General features: G+C 57.7%; 20 protein-coding genes. 11 read left to right on the top strand and 9 right to left on the bottom strand.

What is annotated here, in order from left to right; translation table 11 throughout:
- Positions 1-137: 137 nt before the first annotated feature.
- Positions 138-3299: a valine--tRNA ligase gene (locus tag ACR0KG_RS05425; RefSeq protein WP_480826697.1), complete on the bottom strand. Its 3162-nt coding sequence runs from the start codon at positions 3297-3299 to the stop codon at positions 138-140.
- Positions 3300-3589: 290 nt separating this feature from the next.
- Complete coding sequence (locus tag ACR0KG_RS05430) at positions 3590-3739, bottom strand: hypothetical protein (RefSeq protein WP_480542120.1); 150 nt, start codon at positions 3737-3739, stop codon at positions 3590-3592.
- 156 nt (positions 3740-3895) lie between these two features.
- Here ACR0KG_RS05430 and ACR0KG_RS05435 point away from each other — a divergent pair, with 156 nt between their 5' ends.
- Complete coding sequence (locus ACR0KG_RS05435; RefSeq protein WP_480826698.1) at positions 3896-4972, top strand: DUF2235 domain-containing protein; 1077 nt, start codon at positions 3896-3898, stop codon at positions 4970-4972.
- 4 nt (positions 4973-4976) lie between these two features.
- Here the strand turns inward: ACR0KG_RS05435 and ACR0KG_RS05440 are convergent, their stop codons facing one another.
- On the bottom strand, positions 4977-5720 hold the full coding sequence (locus ACR0KG_RS05440; protein ID WP_480826699.1) for a hypothetical protein: 744 nt from the start codon (positions 5718-5720) through the stop codon (positions 4977-4979).
- A 139-nt stretch (positions 5721-5859) separates the two neighbouring features.
- Positions 5860-6435 carry a GcrA family cell cycle regulator gene (locus tag ACR0KG_RS05445; RefSeq protein WP_170531686.1) on the bottom strand — a complete coding sequence of 192 codons (576 nt, stop codon included), beginning with the start codon at positions 6433-6435 and terminating at the stop codon, positions 5860-5862.
- A 125-nt stretch (positions 6436-6560) separates the two neighbouring features.
- Here ACR0KG_RS05445 and ACR0KG_RS05450 point away from each other — a divergent pair, with 125 nt between their 5' ends.
- Positions 6561-7364, top strand: a complete 804-nt coding sequence (locus ACR0KG_RS05450; protein WP_480826700.1) for an ABC transporter permease — start codon at positions 6561-6563, stop codon at positions 7362-7364.
- On the opposite strand, the gene ACR0KG_RS05455 is transcribed toward ACR0KG_RS05450, so the two are convergent.
- Positions 7346-8239 (bottom strand): DMT family transporter, encoded by an 894-nt coding sequence (locus ACR0KG_RS05455; protein WP_480826701.1) that lies wholly within the window; start codon positions 8237-8239, stop codon positions 7346-7348. The genes ACR0KG_RS05450 and ACR0KG_RS05455 overlap by 19 nt on opposite strands.
- Positions 8240-8540: 301 nt before the next feature.
- Here ACR0KG_RS05455 and ACR0KG_RS05460 point away from each other — a divergent pair, with 301 nt between their 5' ends.
- The gene (locus ACR0KG_RS05460) at positions 8541-9728 is read left to right on the top strand and encodes an acetylornithine transaminase (RefSeq protein WP_480826702.1); all 1188 of its coding nucleotides are present in this window, start codon (positions 8541-8543) and stop codon (positions 9726-9728) included.
- Positions 9729-9804: 76 nt separating this feature from the next.
- A complete protein-coding gene (gene argF, locus ACR0KG_RS05465) occupies positions 9805-10731 on the top strand; it encodes an ornithine carbamoyltransferase (RefSeq protein WP_480826704.1) in 927 nt (308 codons plus the stop codon).
- On the opposite strand, the gene ACR0KG_RS05470 is transcribed toward argF, so the two are convergent.
- Both ACR0KG_RS05470 and ACR0KG_RS05475 read right to left on the bottom strand, forming a co-directional pair.
- Positions 10728-11270, bottom strand: a complete 543-nt coding sequence (locus tag ACR0KG_RS05470; protein ID WP_480827331.1) for a ferric reductase-like transmembrane domain-containing protein — start codon at positions 11268-11270, stop codon at positions 10728-10730. The two genes, argF and ACR0KG_RS05470, sit on opposite strands and share 4 nt — an antisense overlap.
- Before the next feature lie 62 nt (positions 11271-11332).
- Positions 11333-11809, bottom strand: coding sequence for a twin-arginine translocation pathway signal (locus ACR0KG_RS05475; RefSeq protein WP_480542134.1), 477 nt, complete (start codon positions 11807-11809; stop codon positions 11333-11335).
- Between the two features lie 271 nt (positions 11810-12080).
- Between ACR0KG_RS05475 and ACR0KG_RS05480 the strand changes: the two genes are divergently transcribed.
- Together ACR0KG_RS05480 and ACR0KG_RS05485 are read left to right on the top strand one after the other, a co-directional pair.
- A complete protein-coding gene (locus ACR0KG_RS05480; RefSeq protein ID WP_480826705.1) occupies positions 12081-13043 on the top strand; it encodes a pirin family protein in 963 nt (320 codons plus the stop codon).
- 74 nt (positions 13044-13117) lie between these two features.
- On the top strand, positions 13118-14116 hold the full coding sequence (locus tag ACR0KG_RS05485) for a 2-dehydropantoate 2-reductase (protein WP_480826706.1): 999 nt from the start codon (positions 13118-13120) through the stop codon (positions 14114-14116).
- 281 nt (positions 14117-14397) lie between these two features.
- On the opposite strand, the gene ACR0KG_RS05490 is transcribed toward ACR0KG_RS05485, so the two are convergent.
- Positions 14398-14859 carry an NUDIX hydrolase gene (locus ACR0KG_RS05490; RefSeq protein WP_480542140.1) on the bottom strand — a complete coding sequence of 154 codons (462 nt, stop codon included), beginning with the start codon at positions 14857-14859 and terminating at the stop codon, positions 14398-14400.
- Positions 14860-15020: 161 nt separating this feature from the next.
- Positions 15021-17471: an ATP-dependent helicase HrpB gene (gene hrpB, locus ACR0KG_RS05495; protein ID WP_480826707.1), complete on the bottom strand. Its 2451-nt coding sequence runs from the start codon at positions 17469-17471 to the stop codon at positions 15021-15023.
- Between the two features lie 122 nt (positions 17472-17593).
- Here hrpB and meaB point away from each other — a divergent pair, with 122 nt between their 5' ends.
- The 5 genes from meaB (at position 17594) to ACR0KG_RS05520 (ending at position 21589) form a co-directional block, all read left to right on the top strand.
- Positions 17594-18571 (top strand): methylmalonyl Co-A mutase-associated GTPase MeaB, encoded by a 978-nt coding sequence (meaB, locus tag ACR0KG_RS05500; protein WP_480826708.1) that lies wholly within the window; start codon positions 17594-17596, stop codon positions 18569-18571.
- A 144-nt stretch (positions 18572-18715) separates the two neighbouring features.
- Positions 18716-19906 carry a Hint domain-containing protein gene (locus tag ACR0KG_RS05505; protein WP_480546529.1) on the top strand — a complete coding sequence of 397 codons (1191 nt, stop codon included), beginning with the start codon at positions 18716-18718 and terminating at the stop codon, positions 19904-19906.
- A 119-nt stretch (positions 19907-20025) separates the two neighbouring features.
- Complete coding sequence (rpmB, locus tag ACR0KG_RS05510; RefSeq protein ID WP_039532366.1) at positions 20026-20313, top strand: 50S ribosomal protein L28; 288 nt, start codon at positions 20026-20028, stop codon at positions 20311-20313.
- 398 nt (positions 20314-20711) lie between these two features.
- Positions 20712-21062, top strand: a complete 351-nt coding sequence (locus tag ACR0KG_RS05515) for a hypothetical protein (RefSeq protein ID WP_480826709.1) — start codon at positions 20712-20714, stop codon at positions 21060-21062.
- Positions 21063-21109: 47 nt separating this feature from the next.
- The gene (locus tag ACR0KG_RS05520) at positions 21110-21589 is read left to right on the top strand and encodes a copper chaperone PCu(A)C (protein ID WP_480826710.1); all 480 of its coding nucleotides are present in this window, start codon (positions 21110-21112) and stop codon (positions 21587-21589) included.
- The last annotated feature ends 91 nt before the right edge of the window (positions 21590-21680 follow it).

Here is a 21680-nt window from a genome sequence, read left to right on the forward strand (position 1 = left end):
GTCCTCAGGGGTTGCCACTTGCATTTGCTAACAACCGCAGCCTGCAGGGAACAAGGTCAAAAGCGTCAGAGAAAAGGAAAACCCCGCCATAACGTGTGACGGGGTTTTTGAGTTGTGCGATTGTGGAAAGATGAAGATCAGGCGATTTCGGCCAGACGCGCAAGCGCCTCGTTCAGTTTCGCCTCTTCTTCCTCGCGGGCGGCAAGGTTGGCTTTGGCTTCTTCAACCACCTCTTCCGGGGCCGAGGCCACGAATTTGGGGTTGTTCAAACGCCCACGCAAACCGCCGAGTTCTTTGGCCAGCTTGCCCTTGGCCTTTTCCAACCGTTCCTTTTCCGCGCCGATGTCGATGATATCGGCCAGCGGCAGGCCGAAGGACGCGCCGGGGGCGGCGATCGAGATGGTGCCTTTGGGTAGCTCATCCGTCTTGGTCAGGCTGTCGATCCGCGCGAGGCGTTTGATCAGCGCTTGGTTGCGGTCCCATGCGGCTTGGCCGTGGTCGTCGATTTCCGTCACCAGCATAGGCACATAGAGGCCGGCTGGGACGCGCATCTGCGCACGGGCTGAGCGAGTGTTTTCGATCACCGAGATCACCCAGTTCATCTCACGATCCGCATCGGCGTCGATCAGGTCGGCGGCCGCATAGGTCGGCCAGTCGGCGTGGACGACCATCTTGGCGCGCGCGCCGGTCAGGCCCCACAGCTCTTCGGTGATGAAGGGCATGATCGGATGCAGCAGGACCATGCACTGATCCAGCACCCAGCGCATGGTGGCGCGGGTCTCGGCCTGTGCCTCGGCGTCATCGCCTTGCAGCAGAGGCTTGGAGAGTTCCACGTACCAGTCGCAGACCTTGCCCCAGACAAAGGCATAAAGCCCGTTGGCGGCATCGTTGAAGCGATAGCTTTCCAGCGCAGCATCGACCTCTTCGCGCACGCGGGCGGTTTCGCCGATGATCCAGCGGTTCACGGCGGCTTTGGGTTTTAGGTTGGCTACATCCAGTTGTGGGACGGCGTCGGTGAAGACCTCGTTCATCTCGGCAAAGCGGACGGCGTTCCACAGTTTGGTGCCGAAGTTCCGGTAGCCGGTGATGCGCTCGCGGGACAGTTTCAGCACACCGCCAATCGCCGCCATCGATGCGTTGGTAAAGCGCAGCGCATCCGCACCGAATTCGTCCACGATCTCCAGCGGGTCGATAACGTTTCCGGTGGTCTTTGACATCTTCTTACCCTTCTCGTCCCGGACGAGCTGGTGCAGGTAGACGGTGTGGAATGGGATCTGATCGACCACGGCCAGTTGCATCATCATCATCCGGGCGACCCAGAAGAAAAGGATGTCGAAACCGGTAACCAGAACATCCGTGGGGAAATAGCGCTCCAGTTCCTCGGTCTGTTCGGGCCAGCCTAGCGTACCGATGGGCCAGAGGCCGGAGGAGAACCATGTGTCGAGCACGTCCGGGTCGCGCCAAACCGGGTATACCAGCTTGGTCGGATCTTGTTCGACCGCGTATTGAGCAAGGCTTTCAGCGAACTGATGGATCGCTTCCTGCTTGTCGGCGACTTCGACAACCGTCGCATGGCTCAGCGGGCTGGGGATGTTTGCGTTGTCATCGAGGAATTTCTCTGTAACGGCTTCAAGGCTCGCAGCGCATTCCATGACATTGCCACGTTGCAACATGCCGCCTTCGTTCAGCAAACGGCCCAATTCGACCAGATCAAGGTCACCGTCGTTTTCATCGTCCTTGAAGTTCTCAGCCGAAAGATCGAGGCCATACCAAACCGGAATCTGATGGCCCCACCACAGCTGGCGTGAGATGCACCAGGGCTCGATGTTTTCCAGCCAGTGGTAATAGGTCTTCTCGCCCGACTCGGGGATGATCTTGACCGTGCCGTCCTTGACCGCATCCAGCGCGGGACCGACGACCTTTTCGGCATCAACGAACCACTGGTCGGTGAACATCGGCTCGATGACCACCTTGGAGCGGTCTCCGAAGGGCTGCATGATCGGTTTGCTCTCGACCAGCGGGACCAGCTTGTCTGCACCTTCATGATCAGGTTTCAAGGCGGTCGAACCCAAGCGGGGATCATCCGCGCGGGTCATGACGGCCAGACCGTCGGCGGTGATCTCTTCGACAACCTTCGCGCGCGCTGTGAACCGGTCGAGGCCGCGCAGGTGGTCGGGGATCAGGTTGATCGCGTCGATTTCGTTCTCGGTGAACTCACGTCCGCGCGCGTATTCCTGCGCCTTGTCCGCTTCTTTCGCGTACGGCGCACCATCGGCCCGCATCGCGCCTTTGGTGTCCATCAGGCGGTACATCGGGATGCCGCCGCGCTTGGCGACCATGTTGTCGTTGAAGTCATGCGCGCCAGTGATCTTCACCGCGCCCGAGCCGAAATCGGGGTCGGGATAGTCATCGGTGATGATTGGAATCTGACGGCGATGCTCTTTCGGGCCAACCGGGATTTCGCAGAGCTTGCCAACGATGGGCGCGTACCGCTCATCCGAGGGGTGAACCGCAACCGCGCCGTCGCCCAGCATGGTCTCGGGGCGGGTTGTGGCGATCGAGATATAGTCGCGCTCTTCCTCAAGCACGATGTTCCCGTCCTCGTCCTTTTCGACGTAGGTATAGGTTTCACCACCCGCCAGCGGGTATTTGAAGTGCCACATGTGGCCCGCGACTTCGATATTCTCGACTTCGAGATCCGAGATCGCAGTTTCGAAATGCGGGTCCCAGTTGACCAGACGCTTGCCGCGATAGATCAGGCCCTTTTCGTACATGTCGACGAAAACCTTGATCACCGCATCGTGGAAATTGGCCGAGTTCTCGTGCCCCGTGCGCGGGTCGCCTGATGCACCTGCCATGGTGAAGGCGTTGCGCGACCAGTCACAGGAGGAGCCGAGGCGCTTAAGCTGCTCGATGATCGTGCCGCCGTATTCGCCCTTCCACTCCCAGACTTTCTCAAGGAACTTCTCGCGACCCAACTCTCGCCGACCGGGCTGCTGGGTGTTGGCCAGCATCTTCTCGACCTGCATTTGGGTCGCGATGCCCGCATGGTCCTGACCGGGTTGCCACAGCGTGTCGAACCCACGCATGCGGTGCCAGCGGATCAGGATGTCCTGTAGCGTGTTGTTGAACGCATGGCCCACATGCAAAGCACCCGTCACGTTGGGCGGCGGGATCATGATGGTAAAGCTTTCGTCACGCGTTTTGTTCGCGCCTGCCTTGAAGGCTCCGGCCTGTTCCCAGGCCTCGTAGATGCGGGCCTCGGCTTCGGCCGCGTTGAATGTCTTTTCCATCGCCATGGGCTGCGTCCTGCGTCATCGAATTGAGGGTCAGCGCCTGCAATAGCGAAAGGTTTGCGAAAGTGGAAGGCTTTGCCGCCAATTCCCCTCAGCGGTGAAGTTCATCGCGACCGTGAACCACGCCACAGACAACGGATGGTCGGGTCGATCACACTCTTACAGTGTGGTCACAGGGCCGCGCGGCGGGGCAAGATGTAGCTTTGCTGTCAGTTTCGTGACCCGGCGACGGACGGTTTCTGGAGATTTGCACCGCTTTTGAACTTTCGTAATATATTCAGGCATATGATGGTTCAATTGAAGACGCTGAAGCAGGTGACGGACTTGGCCATGATGCTGCCCAAATGGCTGACTAGGATCGAGATGATGGTGCAGAGGCTCACGGTTTCGTTGGGTGCCTTGTCCGGCAGGGGCAGGATGCCCATCCTTAAGTTTATCTCCATGCCGCGTTTATCAGCGCGCCTTAAGCTGGACGCTCGTTGGTGTTGCGGGGGTGAGAGGCGGATGCAGAGGCTATTGGTGCGCATGCGACCAGGGTCAGAGGAGGTGCGATGCTGAGACGCGCGCGCAACCTTGCAGAGTACAGGAGTGGTTGAGATATGGTTTGGTCGCGGCTAAGCAGAAAGGTACTGGGATGGCTTGGGCGGCCATTGCGGTCCGAGCATTCTGCCGAAGTGCGGCATCGCGAGCCGATCAGCCATGTCATCATTCTGGACGGGACCATGTCGACGCTCGAACCGGGATTCGAAACCCACGCGGGTCAGACTTACCGACTGTGCAAGGAGATGGGCAGCCAAGTATCCGTTTTCTATGAAGCTGGCGTACAGTGGGACAGCTGGAAATCCTCGCTGGATGTGATGATGGGGCGTGGGATCAACCGGCAAATCAGGCGCGCTTATGGATATCTGGCATCGCGGTACAAACCGGGGGATCGTATTTATTTCATGGGTTACTCACGCGGTGCCTATGGCGTGCGCAGCCTGGCCGGGGTGATCGATATGATCGGCCTGCTTAAGGCCGAGCACGCAACCGAGCGCAATATCAAACAGGCCTACCGCCACTATGAGTGCAACCCTTCGGGCGCGGCGGCGCGGGATTTCCGGGGCAAGTTCTGCCATGACGACCTTGCCATCGAGATGATTGGCGTCTGGGATACCGTAAAGGCGCTTGGGCTGCGTCTGCCATTGTTGTGGCGCTGGGCAGAAGACAGGCACGCTTTTCACAACCATCATCTGGGGCAAGCAACGCGCCATGGCTATCACGCCATGGCCCTGGATGAGACGCGTGAAGTCTATGAGCCCGTTCTCTGGCAGTGCAAACCCGACTTTAAAGGCCATGTTGAACAGGTCTGGTTCCGCGGCAGCCATGGAGATGTAGGTGGTCAGTTGAACGGGTTCGAACAGGCCCGACCGCTTAGCAATATCTCGATGATCTGGATGCTGGATAAGGCCGAGCGACATGGGCTGCCTTTGCCAGACGGGTGGAGGGACCGGTTCCCGACAGATGCCAGCGCGCCTTCGGTGGGCACGTGGCGGGGGTGGGGCAAGATTTTCTTGCTACGCAAGCATCGCAGGGTCGGACAGGATCGGTCCGAGCAACTGCACGTCTCGGTTTCGCCTCAGGATCTGCCGGGTTGGGTGCCGATGTCAGACGAAGCGTCCTATCCGGCGCGATGAGGGTTCAGGTTGGAATGCAAACATTCCTTACAGTCGCGACAAATGCGTCTGGGCGCTCAACCAGATCGAACCGCCATCGCCGTGGGGACCAGTTGTAAATGCGTTGTGCGTCTGGATGATCCACGATCATCAGGCCGTGAAAGAACCAATCGGAAGTGGATTTGTAGCCCGTCGCTTCGGTGTAAAAAGAAAACCCGCGTAGTTCATAAAGTTTGTCGACTTTGGATCGCGGTGAGTGATGCGCAATGCAGAAAGGTGACCCTTTAGCGATGATGTGAGCTTGAACTTGGATCATAGGAACTGTCACAAGAGACCAAAGTGCTGCCACTGTTCCAATCGAAACCCCGATTTTGGCTAACCATGAGGGTTTTGGATTTCCGTCACTCCCCGACCAAACAAGAAAGCTGGATGAGACGGCAATCGTCAGACTGATTCCATGAACTACCTGGGTTTCTGAAAACAGAGAAAAAACTCCTGATGCCAGCGTCAGAAAGATACCTGCAACAGCCGATATTGCAGCACAAAGCTTGGCAAGAGTGGCTGGTATGTAGTGCACCCCCATTGATACAAATCCTGCGATTGCCAGAGGTAGGATTGGGGCTATCCAAGTTGAAAGGTATAAAGTTTGCACCCAAAAGGGTTGGCCTTTGCCAGACGCGGAAGGGGTGAACACCGTGTTGTTGAATGGTTGTAGGTAAGCCAGAAAAATTATTGCGGCATAGGCAAAGAATAAAACTTTGTGTTTCAAACTGGCCTCAAAGCGAAATACCCGGCGAAGACTGAAATATTTAGGACAAGCCAACCTCTTTCAAGGTAACGGCTTGCCAAAGACAGTGTTTGTTCGAAAGGTGCAAAACCAAGACAATTGAATTGCACCCGATGTGCCGTTACCGCCGCCGGTCGCGGCGTGAGCTCATGGGCTGGAACGCCACACCTACATGGGCCTCGCAATAGGGTTTTCCGGGCTCAACCGGCAGACCGCAGAACCAGAAATCATCGGTTGCCGGGTCACCCACGGGCCATTTGCAGGTTTTTTCGGTCAGTTCCATCAGCGTCAGCTTCTTGGCCTTCTTCTCAACCTCGTTGACCTTGGCCAATGCCTCGGGGCTGATTTCATTGGCTGAAGGCTGCGGCGGCAACGGCTGACCGGCCGGGATGATCTGCCGGCGGGCAGGAACCGCAGGTTTTGACTCGGCCGCAGGCGCTGGCGCGGGGCGAGCGGGTTCAGTCTTGGGTGCAGCTTTGGGCTTGGCCTCGACCTTTGGTGAGGGGGCAGGCTTTTCCTTAGGCTCGGATTTCGCCGGAGTCGCACCAGTTGCGCGGTTTGATAGGCCCAGACGGTGTACCTTGCCGATCACGGCGTTGCGGGTCACGCCGCCTAGTTCTTTTGCGATCTGGCTGGCCGACTGGCCCTCGCCCCACATCTTCTTCAGCAGCTCTACACGCTCGTCAGTCCAGGACATCATTTGCCTTTCAAAAGCGGAAAGCGGCCCCGGATTCGGGCCGCCTTGGGAATTCGTTTCAGCGCCCTATTCTAATCACTGCGGGCCGAGTTACAAGCGGTCTTCGAATCAGTTATGGGGCAGACATGCAGAATCTTGTGGATCAGGGCACGCGCCGGTTCGGCGCGGTGAATTGGATGGGGCTTTATACGCTGGCGCAACGCGAAACTCTGCGCTTTCTGGCGGTCTGGACACAAACTCTGCTGGCCCCTTTGGTGACGGCTGGTTTGTTTCTGCTAATTTTTACAATCGCTATCGGCCCCAGTAGGCCGGATGTGATGGGTGTGCCATTCCTGACCTTCCTTGCGCCGGGCATCATGATGATGACGGTGATTCAAAACGCCTTTGCCAATACCTCGTCCTCGATGGTGATCGCCAAAGTGCAAGGCAATATCGTTGATACGTTGATGCCGCCCCTGTCACCGCTTGAGATTTTGCTGGGTTATCTGGCAGGTGGGATCGCCCGGGGCGCGTTGATCGCCTGCGTTGTGGCCCTGGCCTTTTGGGTGTTCTTGTCTATCGCTCCGCAGAATCCCTTGATCACACTGGTCTTTGTGCTTCTCGGAGGCGCTTTCATGGGCGCGTTGGGCCTGTTCGCCGGTATCTTTGCCAACAAGTTTGATCAGATGGCTGCGATCACCAATTTCATCGTTACACCTTTGGCGTTTTTGTCGGGCACATTCTATTCCGTCGACGCCCTGCCTCCGGTTCTGAACGCGATCAGCCATGTAAACCCGGTTTTCTATCTGATCGACGGGTTGCGATATGGCATGATCGGTGTGTCTGACAGCTCTCCCGTTTTGGGGGCCATTGTGTGCAGCCTGGCAACTCTGCTGGTCTGTACGATGACATGGTGGATGTTGCGCAAGGGTTACCGGCTCAAGGCCTGACGCTGCCGCGCTTCACGCCAGACCAGGATCAACGCTCCGGCAATGATGATGGACGAGCCGATGATGCTGACCGGATCCGGCACGACTCGAAACACGGCGAAATCATAGATCGCAGCAAAGATCAGTGTTGCATAGCTGATCGGTGCCACGAATGAGGCATCCGCACGCGCCATACCATTCACGAAACAGGCCTGGGCACAGGCCATCAAGACACCGATTCCAATTAGCGCAGCCCATTGTGCTGGGTTGGGCATTTGCCAGACGAAGACGACAGCAACGGATGCAATGGCCAATCCCATCGAGTTGTTCACCAGTAGGATTTGGATAGGAATTTCCTTGCCTGAGAGCTTTTTGATGAAAATCAGCTCCATCCCGATTACGGCGGCAGCCGCCAGGGCTAACAATGCTGCGGGCTGAAAGCTATCAGGGGTTGGGCGGAGCAGGATCAACGCACCTGCCAGCGATACAGCAGCAGCCAGCCAGCGCCATGGCCCAACACCCTCTTTCAGCAAAGGAATTGCAAGCACCATCGCAAAGACCGGGTTCAAGAAGGAAATTGCCGTTGCATCTGCGATTGGAATGAACGCGACCGAGGCAAACATCAGCGTGATGCCAAGCCAGCCAAAGCTTGTTCGACCAATATGAAGCCCCCAATGGGGGCGCCGCAACTGCGGCCGCAGAATCCCTACTGCGCTGACTATCACCACAAACGCAAACAGAAATCGCCCATGGCTGATTTGCATTGGGTGAAGCGGCGGGCCGAGCGTTTCTGTTCCCAACGCCTTGGCCAACAAGGTTGTTGCAGCAATAAAGGCACTGGCGGCGAAAATCAGCAGGGCGGCCAGCGGCGGATTCTGATCCTTGGGTTCGAACATGGTCTACCGGTGGGGCAGCGCGTCCAGAATGGCAAGACGTAACTGCAAGCGCAGCGATGCTGAGCAATATTTTTCGCGCGATGCAAATTATGGGTTTCCAGAACCGCTACGGGTCGCTATACGGCCCGCATGATCAAAACCGCACATATCCTGCGCCTCCGACGCCGACGCATTTCTGCGTAACCGCTCAGTTTGATCTCATTGCGCCGTACAAAGCGCCGCAAACCCCACCAAATCAGTTGACGACCATGGCCCCGGTGTATCACTCACAGGGCTTAAGCTATCTTAAAAGGATGATCCGATGATCCCGTCCGTTCTGCCGACCTATAACCGTGCGCCCCTGACTTTCGTGAAAGGCGAAGGCGCCTGGCTGATCGAGGCGGATGGCCGACGTTTTCTGGACCTCGGCGCCGGTATCGCGGTAAATGCGCTTGGCCATGCGCATCCGGCGCTAGTCAATGCGCTGACAGAACAGGCGCATGCGCTCTGGCATGTCTCGAACCTCTACCACATTCCGCAGCAGCAGGCGCTGGCCGATAAGCTGGTCGAGCATACCTTCGCCGACACGGTGTTCTTCACCAACTCGGGCACCGAGTCCTGTGAACTGGCCGTAAAAATGGCCCGCAAATATTTCTATGACAAAGGCCAGCCCGAGAAGGTCGAGATCATCACCTTTGATGGCTCGTTCCACGGCCGCTCCTCGGCTGGTATCGCCGCCGCCGGGTCCGAGAAGATGACCAAGGGCTTCGGCCCCCTTCTGCCAGGCTTTGTGCATCTCACCTTCGGAGATCTCGACGGCGTCACCAACGCCATCACCGAAAAAACAGTGGCGATCATGATTGAGCCAGTGCAGGGTGAAGGCGGCATCCGTCCCGTTCCCGACGCTGAACTCAAAGCTTTGCGTCAAATATGCAACGAACACGGTCTGTTGCTGATCCTGGACGAGGTGCAATGCGGCGTGGGCCGCACTGGCAAACTCTTCGCGCATGAATGGGCGGGCATCACCCCGGATATCATGATGGTCGCCAAAGGCATTGGCGGAGGCTTCCCTTTGGGCGCAGTGCTAGCCACAGAAGAGGCTGCCAGCGGTATGACCGCAGGCACTCATGGCTCCACCTACGGAGGTAACCCGCTGGGTTGCGCCGTTGGCTGCGCCGTGATTGATCAGGTTGCCACGCCCGCATTTCTTGAAAGCGTTAACCGAAAAGCGGGCTTGATGCGTCAGAAACTCGAAGGTCTGGTTGCCGCACATCCAGATGTCTTTGAAGAGGTGCGCGGATCCGGCCTGATGTTGGGCCTGAAATGCAAGGTGACCAATATCGACGTCGTCAACGCAGGTTATGACAACCAGGTCATTACTGTGCCTGCCGCCGACAACGTGATCCGCTTGCTGCCGCCCCTGACCCTCAGCGAGGATGACATCGCCGAAGCTCTGATCCGCCTCGACAAGGCTGCCGCACAGGTTGAAGGCCAACTTGCCACCGCATGACCCTTCTTCTGTTCAAAAATACCTCGGGGGTTCGGGGGCAGAGCCCCCGTCCGTCGACAACCAAAAGCGATACGCCATGAACCATTTCCTTGATATCCACAAAACCGATACCGCATCCCTTAGAGCGATGATCGATCAGGCCAGCGCAATGAAACAGGCCCGTTTGGGTCTCCGCAAAGCCGCGCCGGATGATGAACAGCCCCTCAAGGGCTGCATGGTTGCGCTGATCTTTGAAAAACCATCAACCCGGACGCGTGTTTCCTTTGATGTGGGCGTCCGCCAGATGGGCGGGCAGACTATGGTTCTGTCAGGGAAGGACATGCAGCTGGGCCATGGCGAAACCATCGCCGACACCGCCCGCGTTCTGTCGCGCTATGTCGATATGATCATGATCCGGACCTTTGACGAAACCATTCTGACCGAAATGGCCGAGTATTCGGACGTGCCGGTGATCAACGGGCTTACCGACCGAACTCATCCCTGCCAGATCATGGCCGATGTCCTAACCTTCGAAGAACATCGCGGACCGATCAAAGGCAAAAAGGTTGTCTGGACAGGGGACGGCAACAATGTCTGCGCCTCGTTCCTGCATGCTGCCGGACAGTTCGGATTTGACTTCACCTTTACTGGCCCGGCTCAGTTCGACCCCGAGGAAGAGTTCATGGGCTTTGCCCGCCAGCGGGGCTCAAAGGTCGTCGTCGAACGCGACCCACATAAAGCAGTTGAAGGGGCTGACCTAATTGTTGCGGATACCTGGGTGTCCATGCATGATTCTCAGTCCGCGAAAGAGCGTCGCCATAACCTGCTTCGCCCTTATCAGGTCAATGCCGAACTGATGTCCTATGCGAAACCTGATGCGCTGTTCATGCATTGCCTGCCGGCTCACCGTGAAGAAGAAGCAACATCCGAGGTTATGGACGGCCCGAACTCGGTCATTTTTGATGAGGCCGAAAACCGCCTGCATGCGCAAAAGGCGGTAATGCGCTGGTGTCTGGGCGTCTAAGCCCTTCGCTTCACATCCCATACACGCAATTTGGCGAGCGCCTGCGCGGTCGCCAAAACAACCAGCACACAGAGTGCAGTCTTGCTTATGACTTCCATCGTGCCTTCGATCAGCATCGCATGGATCACGCTGCCTAGAATGGTGATAGTTGCGAGCCCCGCATGACCCAGCCGCCAGATGCGAAACCGAAGGCGTAGGCGCGTTCGGTAAAGGGCCAGCACAGCGGCGCCAAAGGCGGCCCACATCGCTACAACACCCCAGGCGGAAAATGGTGTCGGTGATACAAATAGCAGCGCATCAACAACGTCAGGCGGGCTGGTGATCCACAAACCTCCGACATGCAATAAAATGGCGATGATCAGCGTGACGCCCAACAAGCGATGCAGGTTTCTGCTGGTCATTGGTGTCAGGCCAGGCAGGTCTCTGGCCGCGAGCAGGGGCTGAACCAAAAGAAGACCTAGGCCGATGATCCCCGAAAAACCGGCCGCAATGTAGACAGGGTCGCGCCATGCCAGCAATGAGCTGAAGCCTGCGGCCATCAAAGGAATGAACAGTGCGGCCAACAGGCTCGCCCAGAGTACGATTTTGTGGATCACGCGGGTCAGGTCGGTTGCAACACGAAATGCGCAGCCAGCGTTTTATCTTTAGAGCTGGACATCACAGGGCGCAGGAACACAGTCTCATATGTGCCACTGTCATAGGCCAGGTGACCATGTGGTTGACCAAAGGCTGGAACGATTTGTGGCATTTCCAGCCGGAATTCACCATTTGCATCCGTTAGTGTCGCGCCATGGCTTTGCGGATCGCGCTCGTGCCCTTCGGTGGTATGGGCCCAGATCTGGATGCGTTGACCCGGCAAGGGAGCCCCATCGCCCGCGCGGCGCACCGAGCCTGTCATCCAAAAGCCGCCGCCACCGATCCGTTCAACGATCGGAGCGCCCGGGCGATAATTGTTCGACCCACCTCGCATCGATGGAGTAGGAGCAACGCCAGCCGCCAGTGCCGGTGTAAATCCGCCTGCTAGTGCGGCTGTTCCGGTAGCGATCAGGTTCCGGCGCGTGATTAGTAGGCGGGTCATGGATACTCTCCTGTCGAACCTAATGCAGCCCTTCGTTCAATGGCCTCTATATCCAAAGATAGCACATGCGCGGACGATTCCGAGGTCGCGTCGAATGGAATCGCAAGGTTTCGCCCTCACGCCTCTGTGAGGTTTGGTGCCTGTTGCCAACACTGATATCTCCCTGCACGCAAACTGTGCGTTGATGCGCTTTTACCGCACACGTTTCGCCCTATATTCACATTTGTGAACGCAATATGGCCCCTCGGGCCGCCCGACTGGGAGAGCAGGAATGAGTTGGAATCCGACCCACAACCCCGAATGCCTATCCGAAAACCCGGCATTGGACACTTTGATCATCCCGCGCGCGCGTGACCTTGGCGGGTTCGAGGTGCGCCGAGCACTGCCTTCGGTTCAGCGGCAGCTTGTGGGACCTTTCATTTTTTTCGACCAGATGGGCCCGGCGGAATTCATCACCGAAGGCGGAATCGACGTGCGCCCTCACCCCCATATCGGGCTGGGTACCGTGACTTATCTTTATCAGGGTGAGTTCGAGCACCGCGACAGCCTGGGAACCCACCAGATGATCTATCCGGGTGAGGTCAACTGGATGGTTGCCGGACGCGGCGTAACCCATTCAGAACGTACGAGCGATGAGACCCGAGGCAAGCGAAACAGTCTGTTCGGTATCCAGACCTGGATCGCACTGCCAGAACAACATGAAGACATGGCCCCTGATTTCGAGCATCACAAACAGGCTGCATTGCCGCATGTTCAGGATGCGGGTGCCAGCGCGCGGCTGATCTTGGGTACAGCCTATGGCGAAACAAGCCCGGTGACCATGCTGTCTGAAACCTTCTATCTGGATGTGCAGCTCGACCCTGGTGCATCCTTCCCGCTGCCCGACGATCATGAAGATCGGGGCGTTTATGTCACCGAAGGTCAAGTTGAGATCGCCGGAGACAGATTTGACGCGGGGCGCATGATGCTTTTCCGTCCGGGAGACAAACTTTCGGTTACGGCAGGGCCTCTTGGCGCGCGGCTCATGCTGTTGGGCGGGGCGACGTTGAACGAGGACCGGTATATCTGGTGGAACTTTGTATCCTCGTCGAAAGAAAAGATCGAAACCGCAACCCGCGAGTGGAAAACCGCAGATTGGGCCAATGGCGCATTCCACCTGCCGCCCGGGGATGATCAGGAGTTCATTCCAATTTCAGAGGAATTGGAACGCACCAAGCCCCGTCTGGCACGGTGAACGCGACGTCATTGAGCCATGGGCTTGTCCCGGGCTGAGAACCCGGTGATCCTTTGTTAAGCGGAGGGATCGCCATGAAGATTGTCATCGCTGGGGCTGGCAGTATCGGATGCTATTGCGGTGCGCTGCTGGCTGATGCCGGTCACGAAGTCACTTTGCTTGGACGGCCCCGGGTATTGGATCCGATCCGAGAGCAAGGCCTGACGGTCACAAACTATGCGGGGCTGCGCCGCCATCTGCCCGCGCAGAAGCTGACTCTAAGCGACAATCCCGAGTGCCTCGGTAGTGCCGAAACGATCATCGTGACGGTAAAATCTGGGGCCACGTCTGAAATGGCGGGTCTGATTGCTATTCATGCGACACAAGGGGTGCCCGTTCTATCTTGGCAAAATGGGATTCAGAATGTCCAAACCCTGCGCGACGCATTGCCCGGCTACGACGTGCGCGCGGGTATGGTGCCGTTTAACGTGGTGCCGACTGAACCCGCAACTTACCACTGTGCGACATCCGGTGACATCGTAGTTCAGACCGGCCCCGGAAACTTGGCTGAACGCCTGAACAGCCCTAATCTGCCAATTTCGGCAAGCGATCAAATCGAAGCGGTCCAGTGGGGCAAACTGGTCATCAATCTGAACAACGCGCTGAACGCCTTGTCCGGACTAACACTTGTCGATCAGTTGATGGATCGCCAGTGGCGCCGCTTGATGGCCGATCAAATGGCTGAGGCATTGAATGTGCTGAAAGCTGCGAGCAAGCCGGTCGCGTCGACTACGCCGTTACCCGCCGGCCTGACACCTTTCATTCTGCGTCTGCCAACGCCGATCTTAATGCGTGTTGCGTCGAAGATGCTGACGATTGACCCAACCGCACGCACTTCGATGGCCTATGATTTGATGCAGGGTCGCAAAACGGAAATCGATAGCCTTCAAGGTGAGGTTATGCGTCTGGCAGAACAAATGGGCATGAAGGCACCAATTTGTACTCGAGTTTCTGATTTGATCCAACAGCGACCCACGCCACCCATGCGCCCACAGGAGATACGGCCCGGGGCAAAGGTGGTCGGAAGCAGGTAGATCAGTCTGGATAAGACCGTGCCTTTGATGTTCCTGGCGGATTTGCCCGGGGCGCTGACAGCGGGTGTTTTCCAACGTCGATCTATGTTGCTAGACCATCTCCGCGGCAGCATGAACGATCGATGCTCCCTATGGATTGCCGAACCGACTATTTCAATCAGCCCCATCAAGACCTTCAAATGAGCACCATGTGCGGCCGGGCGACACGAGAGCTCGCGGTGTTAAAGTGCCAGTGGTTTCCCAGTAACGGGGCAGCGAGTTCTGGCTGGCTTCGACACGTGCTACTCGACCTTAAGTAGCAAGGCCTGCAATTCTGGCTCTCTGACCAAAGTGGCCGCCGTTTTGGGGGTCACCCAGTTGCGCTTACGTTGGCCAATTTCGGGGAATTCATCGGCCAGCGCGCGTACCGCAACACGATAAACGCTTGTCAGAACCGGCTGTGCTGAACCGTCTTTTAGTATTTTGTCGTAGGTGAAGTGGCCGAACGGGTTCTTTTCAACCATGTCAGCTTCAACGCCGGCCTCTTCCCAAGCTTCTTGCGCGGCGGTTTCTGCGCCATCCAGTCCGTCAATCGGCCAACCTTTTGGAATTATCCAACGTCCGGTATCGCGGCTGGTAATCAGCAGAACTTCGGGGCCAGCATCGGTTTGTCGCGTGCACAGGGCTGCAAATTGCACCCGACGCGGGCGCAGAAACAGGGGTTTTGCGACCTCTTCCCATATGTTGCGAAACCAATGTGACATAGTCAAAATATCAGGTGCTTTTCTCGATTCTTCGGCCGATCAGGTAACCATTGAGTCATGATATTTCAACAAATCCGTGACCAAAAGATTAATGTTTTACCCATTTTTAAGGAAATATGTGTCTTTTTGTGGGCTTTGGCGGTTGATCCCCCCGATTTACCTCAGCTTCTGCGGCGTTTGGCGCGCAGGGTAGGGTCTGCTTGCGTCGGATCTTCGGGCCACGGGTGTTTGGGATACTGCGCTCGCATATCTTTGCGGACATCCGCATAGGACCCGGACCAGAACCCGGGCAAATCCCGCGTGATCTGAATAGGGCGCTGCGCAGGGGACAGCAGGGTGATCTTAAGCGGCGCGCCTGCGACAACGGGATGTTGCGCAACCCCGAAAAGCTCCTGTAGGCGAACTGCGATTTCAGGTACGTCGCCTCCATAGTCAATCGGCACTTTGCGCCCCAATGGCGTGCTGAAAGACCCCGGCGCACGCTTGTCCAACTCTTGCATCTGTTCCCAATCCAGCCGCGCCCGGAGCGCGGGTAGTAGGTCAAAGCGTTTCCAGTCTTCGGCGCTGCGCACGCCAGACAGCATGGGCAATAGCCAATCTTCGATTGAAGACATCAGCCCTTCGATTGAAAAATCCGGCAGATCAATCCCATCGGCGCGTACCAGTTCGACCCGCGCGGCAAAACGCGCGGCGGCGCCTTCCAGGCGCAGCCCCAGATCGCGCACACCGTCCAGCATAGCTTGTACCACGGTGTCATCGGGAGCGTCTTTCCACAGGCGGTCGCTCAGGGTGATTGCGCCAAGCCGTTCCTGCTGTCGCGCGATTACGCGCCGTTCGCGCTTGGACCAGGTGCAGGTATCGACCCAACACAGTTGGTCAGCGAACTGATCGCGGATGTCGCGTTCGGATATTGGCACCGCCATCCGCACGCGGGCTTCGCGCGGGTTCCCATCGGTGTCGAGCACGACAAGATAGGGCGCAGTGGCCAGGGTATCGTCGTTTTCCAGCACCACGCCTTTGCCGCCCGACAGGACATAGCTTGGTGTATCCCCATTTCGCCTTTGTCCGATCCGATCGGGATAGGCGAGTGCCGCCATCGCTGCGGCGCTGAGGGTTTCGTCCTGAGGTTTGATCATCGCGCGCAGACGTTTCGTTTCGCCTTTGATCCGATCCACGACGCTTGGATTGACCTGCCAGGGCTTTTCCCTTTGAAAAGCGCGTGTATCGCGTATCGCAGCCATCCTGAGGGTCAGATCGACCGGAGCGCCCTTAAGGGGATCTCGTTCAGCCAGTAACGCGGCCAGCGGGGCTGCCTGTGTTCCGGCGCGAACCAGCATATGGCCCAAACGCGGGTGTAGCGGCAGGGATGCCAAACGCCGCCCGTGATCTGTGATCCGCCCTTTGCCATCCAGCGCGCCAAGCATTCGTAACAGGGATCGTGCCTCGGCCAATGTGCCATCGGGTGGAGGGGTCAGAAACGCTAGATCACCAGCTTCCGCACCCCATAAGGCAAGCTCTAAAGCCAGTCCGGCCAGGTCAGCGGCCTCAATTTCTGCGGGCGGATAGGCATGCAAGGCACCTTCCTCGCCCTTTGACCACAACCGATAACAGACCCCTTCGGCCACGCGGCCCGCGCGGCCAGTTCGCTGGGTGGCTTCGGCTCGTGTGACGCGTTCGGTCACCAGCCGCGACATGCCCGAGCCCGGATCGAACCGCGACCGTCGCGCCTGACCCATATCCACGACCACGCGGATGTCGGGAATGGTCAGCGAGGTTTCCGCGATTGATGTTGCCAGCACCACTTTGCGTCCGGCCTCAACCGGTGCGATGGCCGCGCTCTGGGCAGTAAAAGGCAGGGCACCGAACAAAGGGCGTAACGTGCAGGTCTTTGGCAGGCGCTTGTTCAGCGCTGCTTCGGCCCGTCGGATTTCACCTTCGCCGGGTAGGAAAACCAGAATGCCGCCGCCAATCGCCGGCGTCTCGGACACTGCCGTTTCAACCAGATCAATCAGCGCATCCAACCGTCTGGCCTGTGGGCCCAACGGACGGTCCAGCCAGCGGGTTTCAACCGGATAGCTGCGCCCTTCCGAGGTCACGAGAGGGGCTTCCATTAACCGCCCGACCGGCTCAGCGTCCAGCGTGGCCGACATCGCTACAAGGATAAGGTCATCGCGCAGCGCCCCGGCCACCTCAAGGCACAGCGCCAGACCCAGATCGGCGTTCAGGGATCGTTCGTGAAACTCATCAAAGATCACAGCCCCGACCCCGGGTAAATCAGGGTCAGATTGCAGCATTCGGGTCAGGATGCCTTCGGTCACAACCTCAATCCGTGTGGCGTTCGAGGTTTTGGCCTCACCACGGACCCTGTAGCCGACGGTTTGCCCCGCGCGCTCACCCAGTGTTTCGGCCATGCGTTCAGCCGCAGCGCGTGCGGCCAGACGGCGCGGCTCCAGCATCACGATCTTACCGGTACAAAGACCGGCCTTAAGCATTGCCAGAGGAACGCGGGTTGTCTTACCCGCGCCCGGCGGGGCTTGCAGAACGGCGCGCCCATGGTCCCTCAGGGCAGAAATCAGTTCGGGCAGCGCGTCGTCTATTGGCAGTCGTGTCATACCGCCTTATCGCCAAAGCGCTGGTCAACGTCCAGAAGGCCCCGCCAAAACACTGGATGCGCTCTGGACAATTGCGGCGCGGCACCGTCATTTAGGGCAAATCACCAAAAAAGGCCGGGCGGATGGACATTGCTGAATTGGGTGAACGGATCATGCAAGGTGAGCGCCGGGCCCTGGCGCGCGCAATCACGCTGGTCGAAAGCATCCGTGCAGATCATCGGGAGCAGGCCTCGGAACTTCTGAGTTATCTGGCGCAATCTGGCAGGCAATCTCTGCGGATTGGCCTGTCGGGCACACCGGGCGTGGGTAAATCCACCTTCATAGAAAGCTTTGGCATGATGTTGACTAGGCAAGGCCTGCGCGTTGCTGTTCTTGCCGTTGATCCAAGCTCGGCCCGGTCGGGCGGATCGATCCTGGGTGACAAGACCCGGATGGAACGTCTGAGCCGCGATCCAAACGCCTTTATCCGACCTTCACCCAGCCAAAGCCAGCTCGGGGGTGTTGCCCGTCGCACGCGCGAAGCCATCGCGCTGTGCGAGGCGGCAGGAAATGATGTCGTTCTGATCGAAACCGTGGGCGTTGGTCAGTCGGAAACCGTGGTGTCCGAGCTCTCCGATCTGTTCCTGCTGCTGCTTGCTCCGGCGGGCGGGGATGAGTTGCAGGGCGTCAAACGCGGTATAATGGAGATGGCAGATATCATCCTGATCAATAAGGCCGATGGCGACCTGAAGGCGACGGCGACACGCACCTGCGCGGATTATGCCGGTGCCCTGCGCCTGTTACGCAAACGCCCGCAGGACCCGGAGGGGTTTCCCAAAGCGATGACAGTCTCAGCCATTGAAGAACATGGCCTCGACCAAGCCTGGACAGAAATACAGTCGCTCAGCCAATGGCGGCGGGACAACGGGTTTTGGACAACAAACCGAGCTGCACAGGCCCGCTACTGGTTCGATCAAGAGGTTCGGCATGCTCTGCTGGCCCGTCTCGACACACCCGAGGCGCGCCGGGAAATGGATGAGCTGAGCACTGAGGTGGGTCAAGGTACGATCAGCCCCACGACCGCTGCGCGGCATATGTTGTCAAAACTCTCTGCCACCTGATTCAGTCTTCGGGTGTTTTGGCCCGGGCCTTGATGCGCGCGGCGTCTCATCGCACTATGGTTGCGTATTGTATCGGATCATGCCGATCTGGTCGCGTAATTGGTTGCTATCTTAGACCTGACTGTTGCTTGGGAATAGAGGACGATGCCCAATATAAGGGGTACCAATGGCAACGACATAATCGACGTTACCGATGACAACGGTACGTTGAATGGTACGCCTCAGGGTACTCCGATTGACAATATTCGCGGCCGTGGAGGCAGCGACCAGATCACGGTTACGAACAGCACGGTTATCGGAGTTGTACGTGGCAACGGGGGTGGTGACGATATTACCATCACCGGCAGCACAGTTGGAACGCTGAATGCCGGAGGGGGCGCGGATACCGTCGTTGTCCGTGGGTCCGACATAAGCAGCATTGCATTGGGGAATGGCAACGATACGCTGGATTTCCAAAGCACCAGTGTGTCAGGTACGGTCGAAGGCGGCGGTGGTACCGATACGCTGAACCTACCCGAAGGTACCGTGATCACTGACAGTACGTTCGGCACAATCACAGTCGTGGCAGGCACGAGCTATTCGCTTTCCAGCGGGTCGTTTACCCTGCCGTCGGGAACAACTGTTACGTATACAGGTTTCGAAAATGGTGCCGGGTTTCCGTGCTTTACCCGCGATACTCTGATCGCGACGAATTGTGGGTTTCGCCCGATCCAGAACATCATGGCCGGGGACAGGGTCCAGACGGTTGGCTTGGGACCCCAAACAGTGCGTTGGACGGGACGGCGGGCGTTCACAACCCGTGACCTTGAACAGGACCCCAAACTGCGCCCGGTACGCATCGTGGCAGGCGCCTTGGGGCAAGGGATGCCTAACCGCGATTTGCTGGTCTCGCGCCAGCACAGGATGCTGGTTCAATCCAAAATCGCGCAGCGCATGTTTGGAGCAGCTGAAGTTCTTATCCCGGCGATCAAGCTGACCTCAGTGCCGGGTATCTATGTGGATCAAGAGGTGCAATCGGTCGAGTATTTCCACTTGCTGTTTGACCGGCATGAGGTGATCTATGCTGAAGGCGCCCCAACTGAGAGCTTGTATTCCGGGCCCGAGGCGTTGAAATCGCTCAGCATCTCTGCGCGGCGTGAGATATTCAAGATATTCCCGGAGCTGGCGGATCACGATCACAGCCCCGACCCGGCGCGGCTGATCCCACGTGGCAAGTTACAGACCCGGCTGGTTTCGCGTCATTTAAAAAACAATAAACCCCTGTTGCATGCGCCGGTCGCGCCGGCATTCAGGGAAGGTACAGAGGGCGCAAATATTCCGCGTAACCCGTCTTGACCCTTCCTGCGATTCCCACTACACGCATCCAACCAGTTTTCGGGCGCGACTTCGGGTTGCGCCCCTTGTGATTTGGCCGCAGGCGTTTTGCCCGGCCTCCAGAAACAAAGGAAGAAACCATGTCGCGCCGTTGCGAACTGACCGGAAAAGGCCCGATGACTGGCAACAATGTCAGCCACGCTAAAAACAGAACTCGTCGTCGTTTTCTGCCGAATCTGAACGATGTCACCCTGCAATCCGAAACCCTGGGCCGTGGTGTTAAGCTGCGTATTTCGGCGGCTGCGCTACGTTCTGTCGACCACCGCGGTGGTCTGGACGCGTTCCTGGCGAAGGCCAAGGACGAAGAGCTGTCTGCGAACGCATTGAAAGTGAAAAAGGAAATCGCCAAGGCACAAGCGTCGGCGTAACCCTCTTTGACATTCCGTTTGAATGACCCCGTACCCGATTTGTGCGGGGTTTTTTCGTTTTGCGATGCAGCTCGGGCCCCAAAAAAGTTCAAAAAAATTGTAACGACCGTGAAACAGTTCACATACGAGCGCAGATGTAGGGCGTATGTTGACTACATTCTTTGGGTTGGGGGCCGAGTGATGTCGTTAAAGAGTTTCTATATTTTTCTGTTGCTTTCGACCGTTATCAAAAAAGCAATTTTAGCCTGCACGCGTATTCAGCGTCAGGTGAATCGCTCCCATACCAGCCTGACTAAAGGGGTCGTTAAACGGCCTGGGCTGGATTACTAAGAAACGCTTCAAGCGCGACTGTTTGGCGCTTGAAGCGTTTCATCTGTCTGGCCTATATGCAGGTCAGGATGAGATCTGCGTTTCATAAGTTTTTGCCGGTAATTTTGTCTCTGCTGCTGGTCCTGACCGGGCAGAGCATTGCTGTGTCGCGTGGCGTGGATATGGCGACGGGCCAGATGGTCCTGTGTACGGGAAACGGTCCTGTTGTTGTCCATGTTGACGCAAATGGACAGCCAACAGCCCCACCACATTATTGCCCCGACTATGCGCTGACCCTGTTGGGGGCGGTTGCGGATGTGCAACCCGCGCAGCCTGAGGCCCCGGTTCTTCGGCTTCCCACGCCAATTCGTGAGACGGACAACCTTGTCGCAGCCCCCGTCCCGGACACACCCGCACGTGCACCTCCTGTCTTGGTCTGACCCGACCTACAGATTTTCAGACCGCTAGACACATAAGGAGAGGCACAATGTCCCTCAAAACAACCCTGTTCGCTACTTTTTCAACCGTCCTTCTGGCCGTTCCGGCCTTTGCTGACAGCCAGATCGTTATTGACGATGCCTACGCCCGTTCATCCGGCAAAGCCGCCAAGGCAGGGGCCGCGTTCATGATGATCGAGAACCAGGGCGAGACGGATGACCGCTTGATCAGTGCAACATCAGATGCCGCAGCCCGGGTAGAGTTGCACACGCATAAGATCAACGATGACGGCGTGGCTCAGATGGTCCATGTCGAGGAAGGCTTTACCATCCCTGCAGGCGAGACCTATATGCTCAAACGCGGTGGTGCGCATGTGATGCTGATGGGGTTGAGGGCTCCATTCGAGCATGGTGCCACGGTTCCTGTTACATTGGTGTTTGAGCAGGCCGGAGAGGTTGTTCTGAACATCCCAGTGGATCTGGAGCGCCAGGACAAGCATGGTCACGACCACGGATCCCATTCGAACTAGCAGCAACGCCTGTCTTCGGGCCGCTTTGCGGCCGTCATCCATGCGTCAGGCTGGGCAATGCCCGGCCTGTTTGCATAGTCGCAAGTGTTAG

The organism is Ruegeria sp. H4, from assembly GCF_056533065.1.

Excerpts from the sequence above, each read along its gene's own strand:
- ACR0KG_RS05425 (WP_480826697.1), bottom strand. The coding sequence starts at position 3,299 with ATGGCGATGGAAAAGACATTCAACGCGGCCGAAGCCGAGGCCCGCATC.
- ACR0KG_RS05430 (WP_480542120.1), bottom strand. The coding sequence starts at position 3,739 with ATGGAGATAAACTTAAGGATGGGCATCCTGCCCCTGCCGGACAAGGCA.
- ACR0KG_RS05435 (WP_480826698.1), top strand. The coding sequence starts at position 3,896 with ATGGTTTGGTCGCGGCTAAGCAGAAAGGTACTGGGATGGCTTGGGCGG.
- ACR0KG_RS05445 (WP_170531686.1), bottom strand. The coding sequence starts at position 6,435 with ATGTCCTGGACTGACGAGCGTGTAGAGCTGCTGAAGAAGATGTGGGGC.
- ACR0KG_RS05450 (WP_480826700.1), top strand. The coding sequence starts at position 6,561 with ATGCAGAATCTTGTGGATCAGGGCACGCGCCGGTTCGGCGCGGTGAAT.
- ACR0KG_RS05455 (WP_480826701.1), bottom strand. The coding sequence starts at position 8,239 with ATGTTCGAACCCAAGGATCAGAATCCGCCGCTGGCCGCCCTGCTGATT.
- ACR0KG_RS05460 (WP_480826702.1), top strand. The coding sequence starts at position 8,541 with ATGATCCCGTCCGTTCTGCCGACCTATAACCGTGCGCCCCTGACTTTC.
- argF (WP_480826704.1), top strand. The coding sequence starts at position 9,805 with ATGAACCATTTCCTTGATATCCACAAAACCGATACCGCATCCCTTAGA.
- ACR0KG_RS05470 (WP_480827331.1), bottom strand. The coding sequence starts at position 11,270 with ATGGCCGCAGGCTTCAGCTCATTGCTGGCATGGCGCGACCCTGTCTAC.
- ACR0KG_RS05475 (WP_480542134.1), bottom strand. The coding sequence starts at position 11,809 with ATGACCCGCCTACTAATCACGCGCCGGAACCTGATCGCTACCGGAACA.
- ACR0KG_RS05480 (WP_480826705.1), top strand. The coding sequence starts at position 12,081 with ATGAGTTGGAATCCGACCCACAACCCCGAATGCCTATCCGAAAACCCG.
- ACR0KG_RS05485 (WP_480826706.1), top strand. The coding sequence starts at position 13,118 with ATGAAGATTGTCATCGCTGGGGCTGGCAGTATCGGATGCTATTGCGGT.
- ACR0KG_RS05490 (WP_480542140.1), bottom strand. The coding sequence starts at position 14,859 with ATGTCACATTGGTTTCGCAACATATGGGAAGAGGTCGCAAAACCCCTG.
- hrpB (WP_480826707.1), bottom strand. The coding sequence starts at position 17,471 with ATGACACGACTGCCAATAGACGACGCGCTGCCCGAACTGATTTCTGCC.
- meaB (WP_480826708.1), top strand. The coding sequence starts at position 17,594 with ATGGACATTGCTGAATTGGGTGAACGGATCATGCAAGGTGAGCGCCGG.
- ACR0KG_RS05505 (WP_480546529.1), top strand. The coding sequence starts at position 18,716 with ATGCCCAATATAAGGGGTACCAATGGCAACGACATAATCGACGTTACC.
- rpmB (WP_039532366.1), top strand. The coding sequence starts at position 20,026 with ATGTCGCGCCGTTGCGAACTGACCGGAAAAGGCCCGATGACTGGCAAC.
- ACR0KG_RS05515 (WP_480826709.1), top strand. The coding sequence starts at position 20,712 with ATGAGATCTGCGTTTCATAAGTTTTTGCCGGTAATTTTGTCTCTGCTG.
- ACR0KG_RS05520 (WP_480826710.1), top strand. The coding sequence starts at position 21,110 with ATGTCCCTCAAAACAACCCTGTTCGCTACTTTTTCAACCGTCCTTCTG.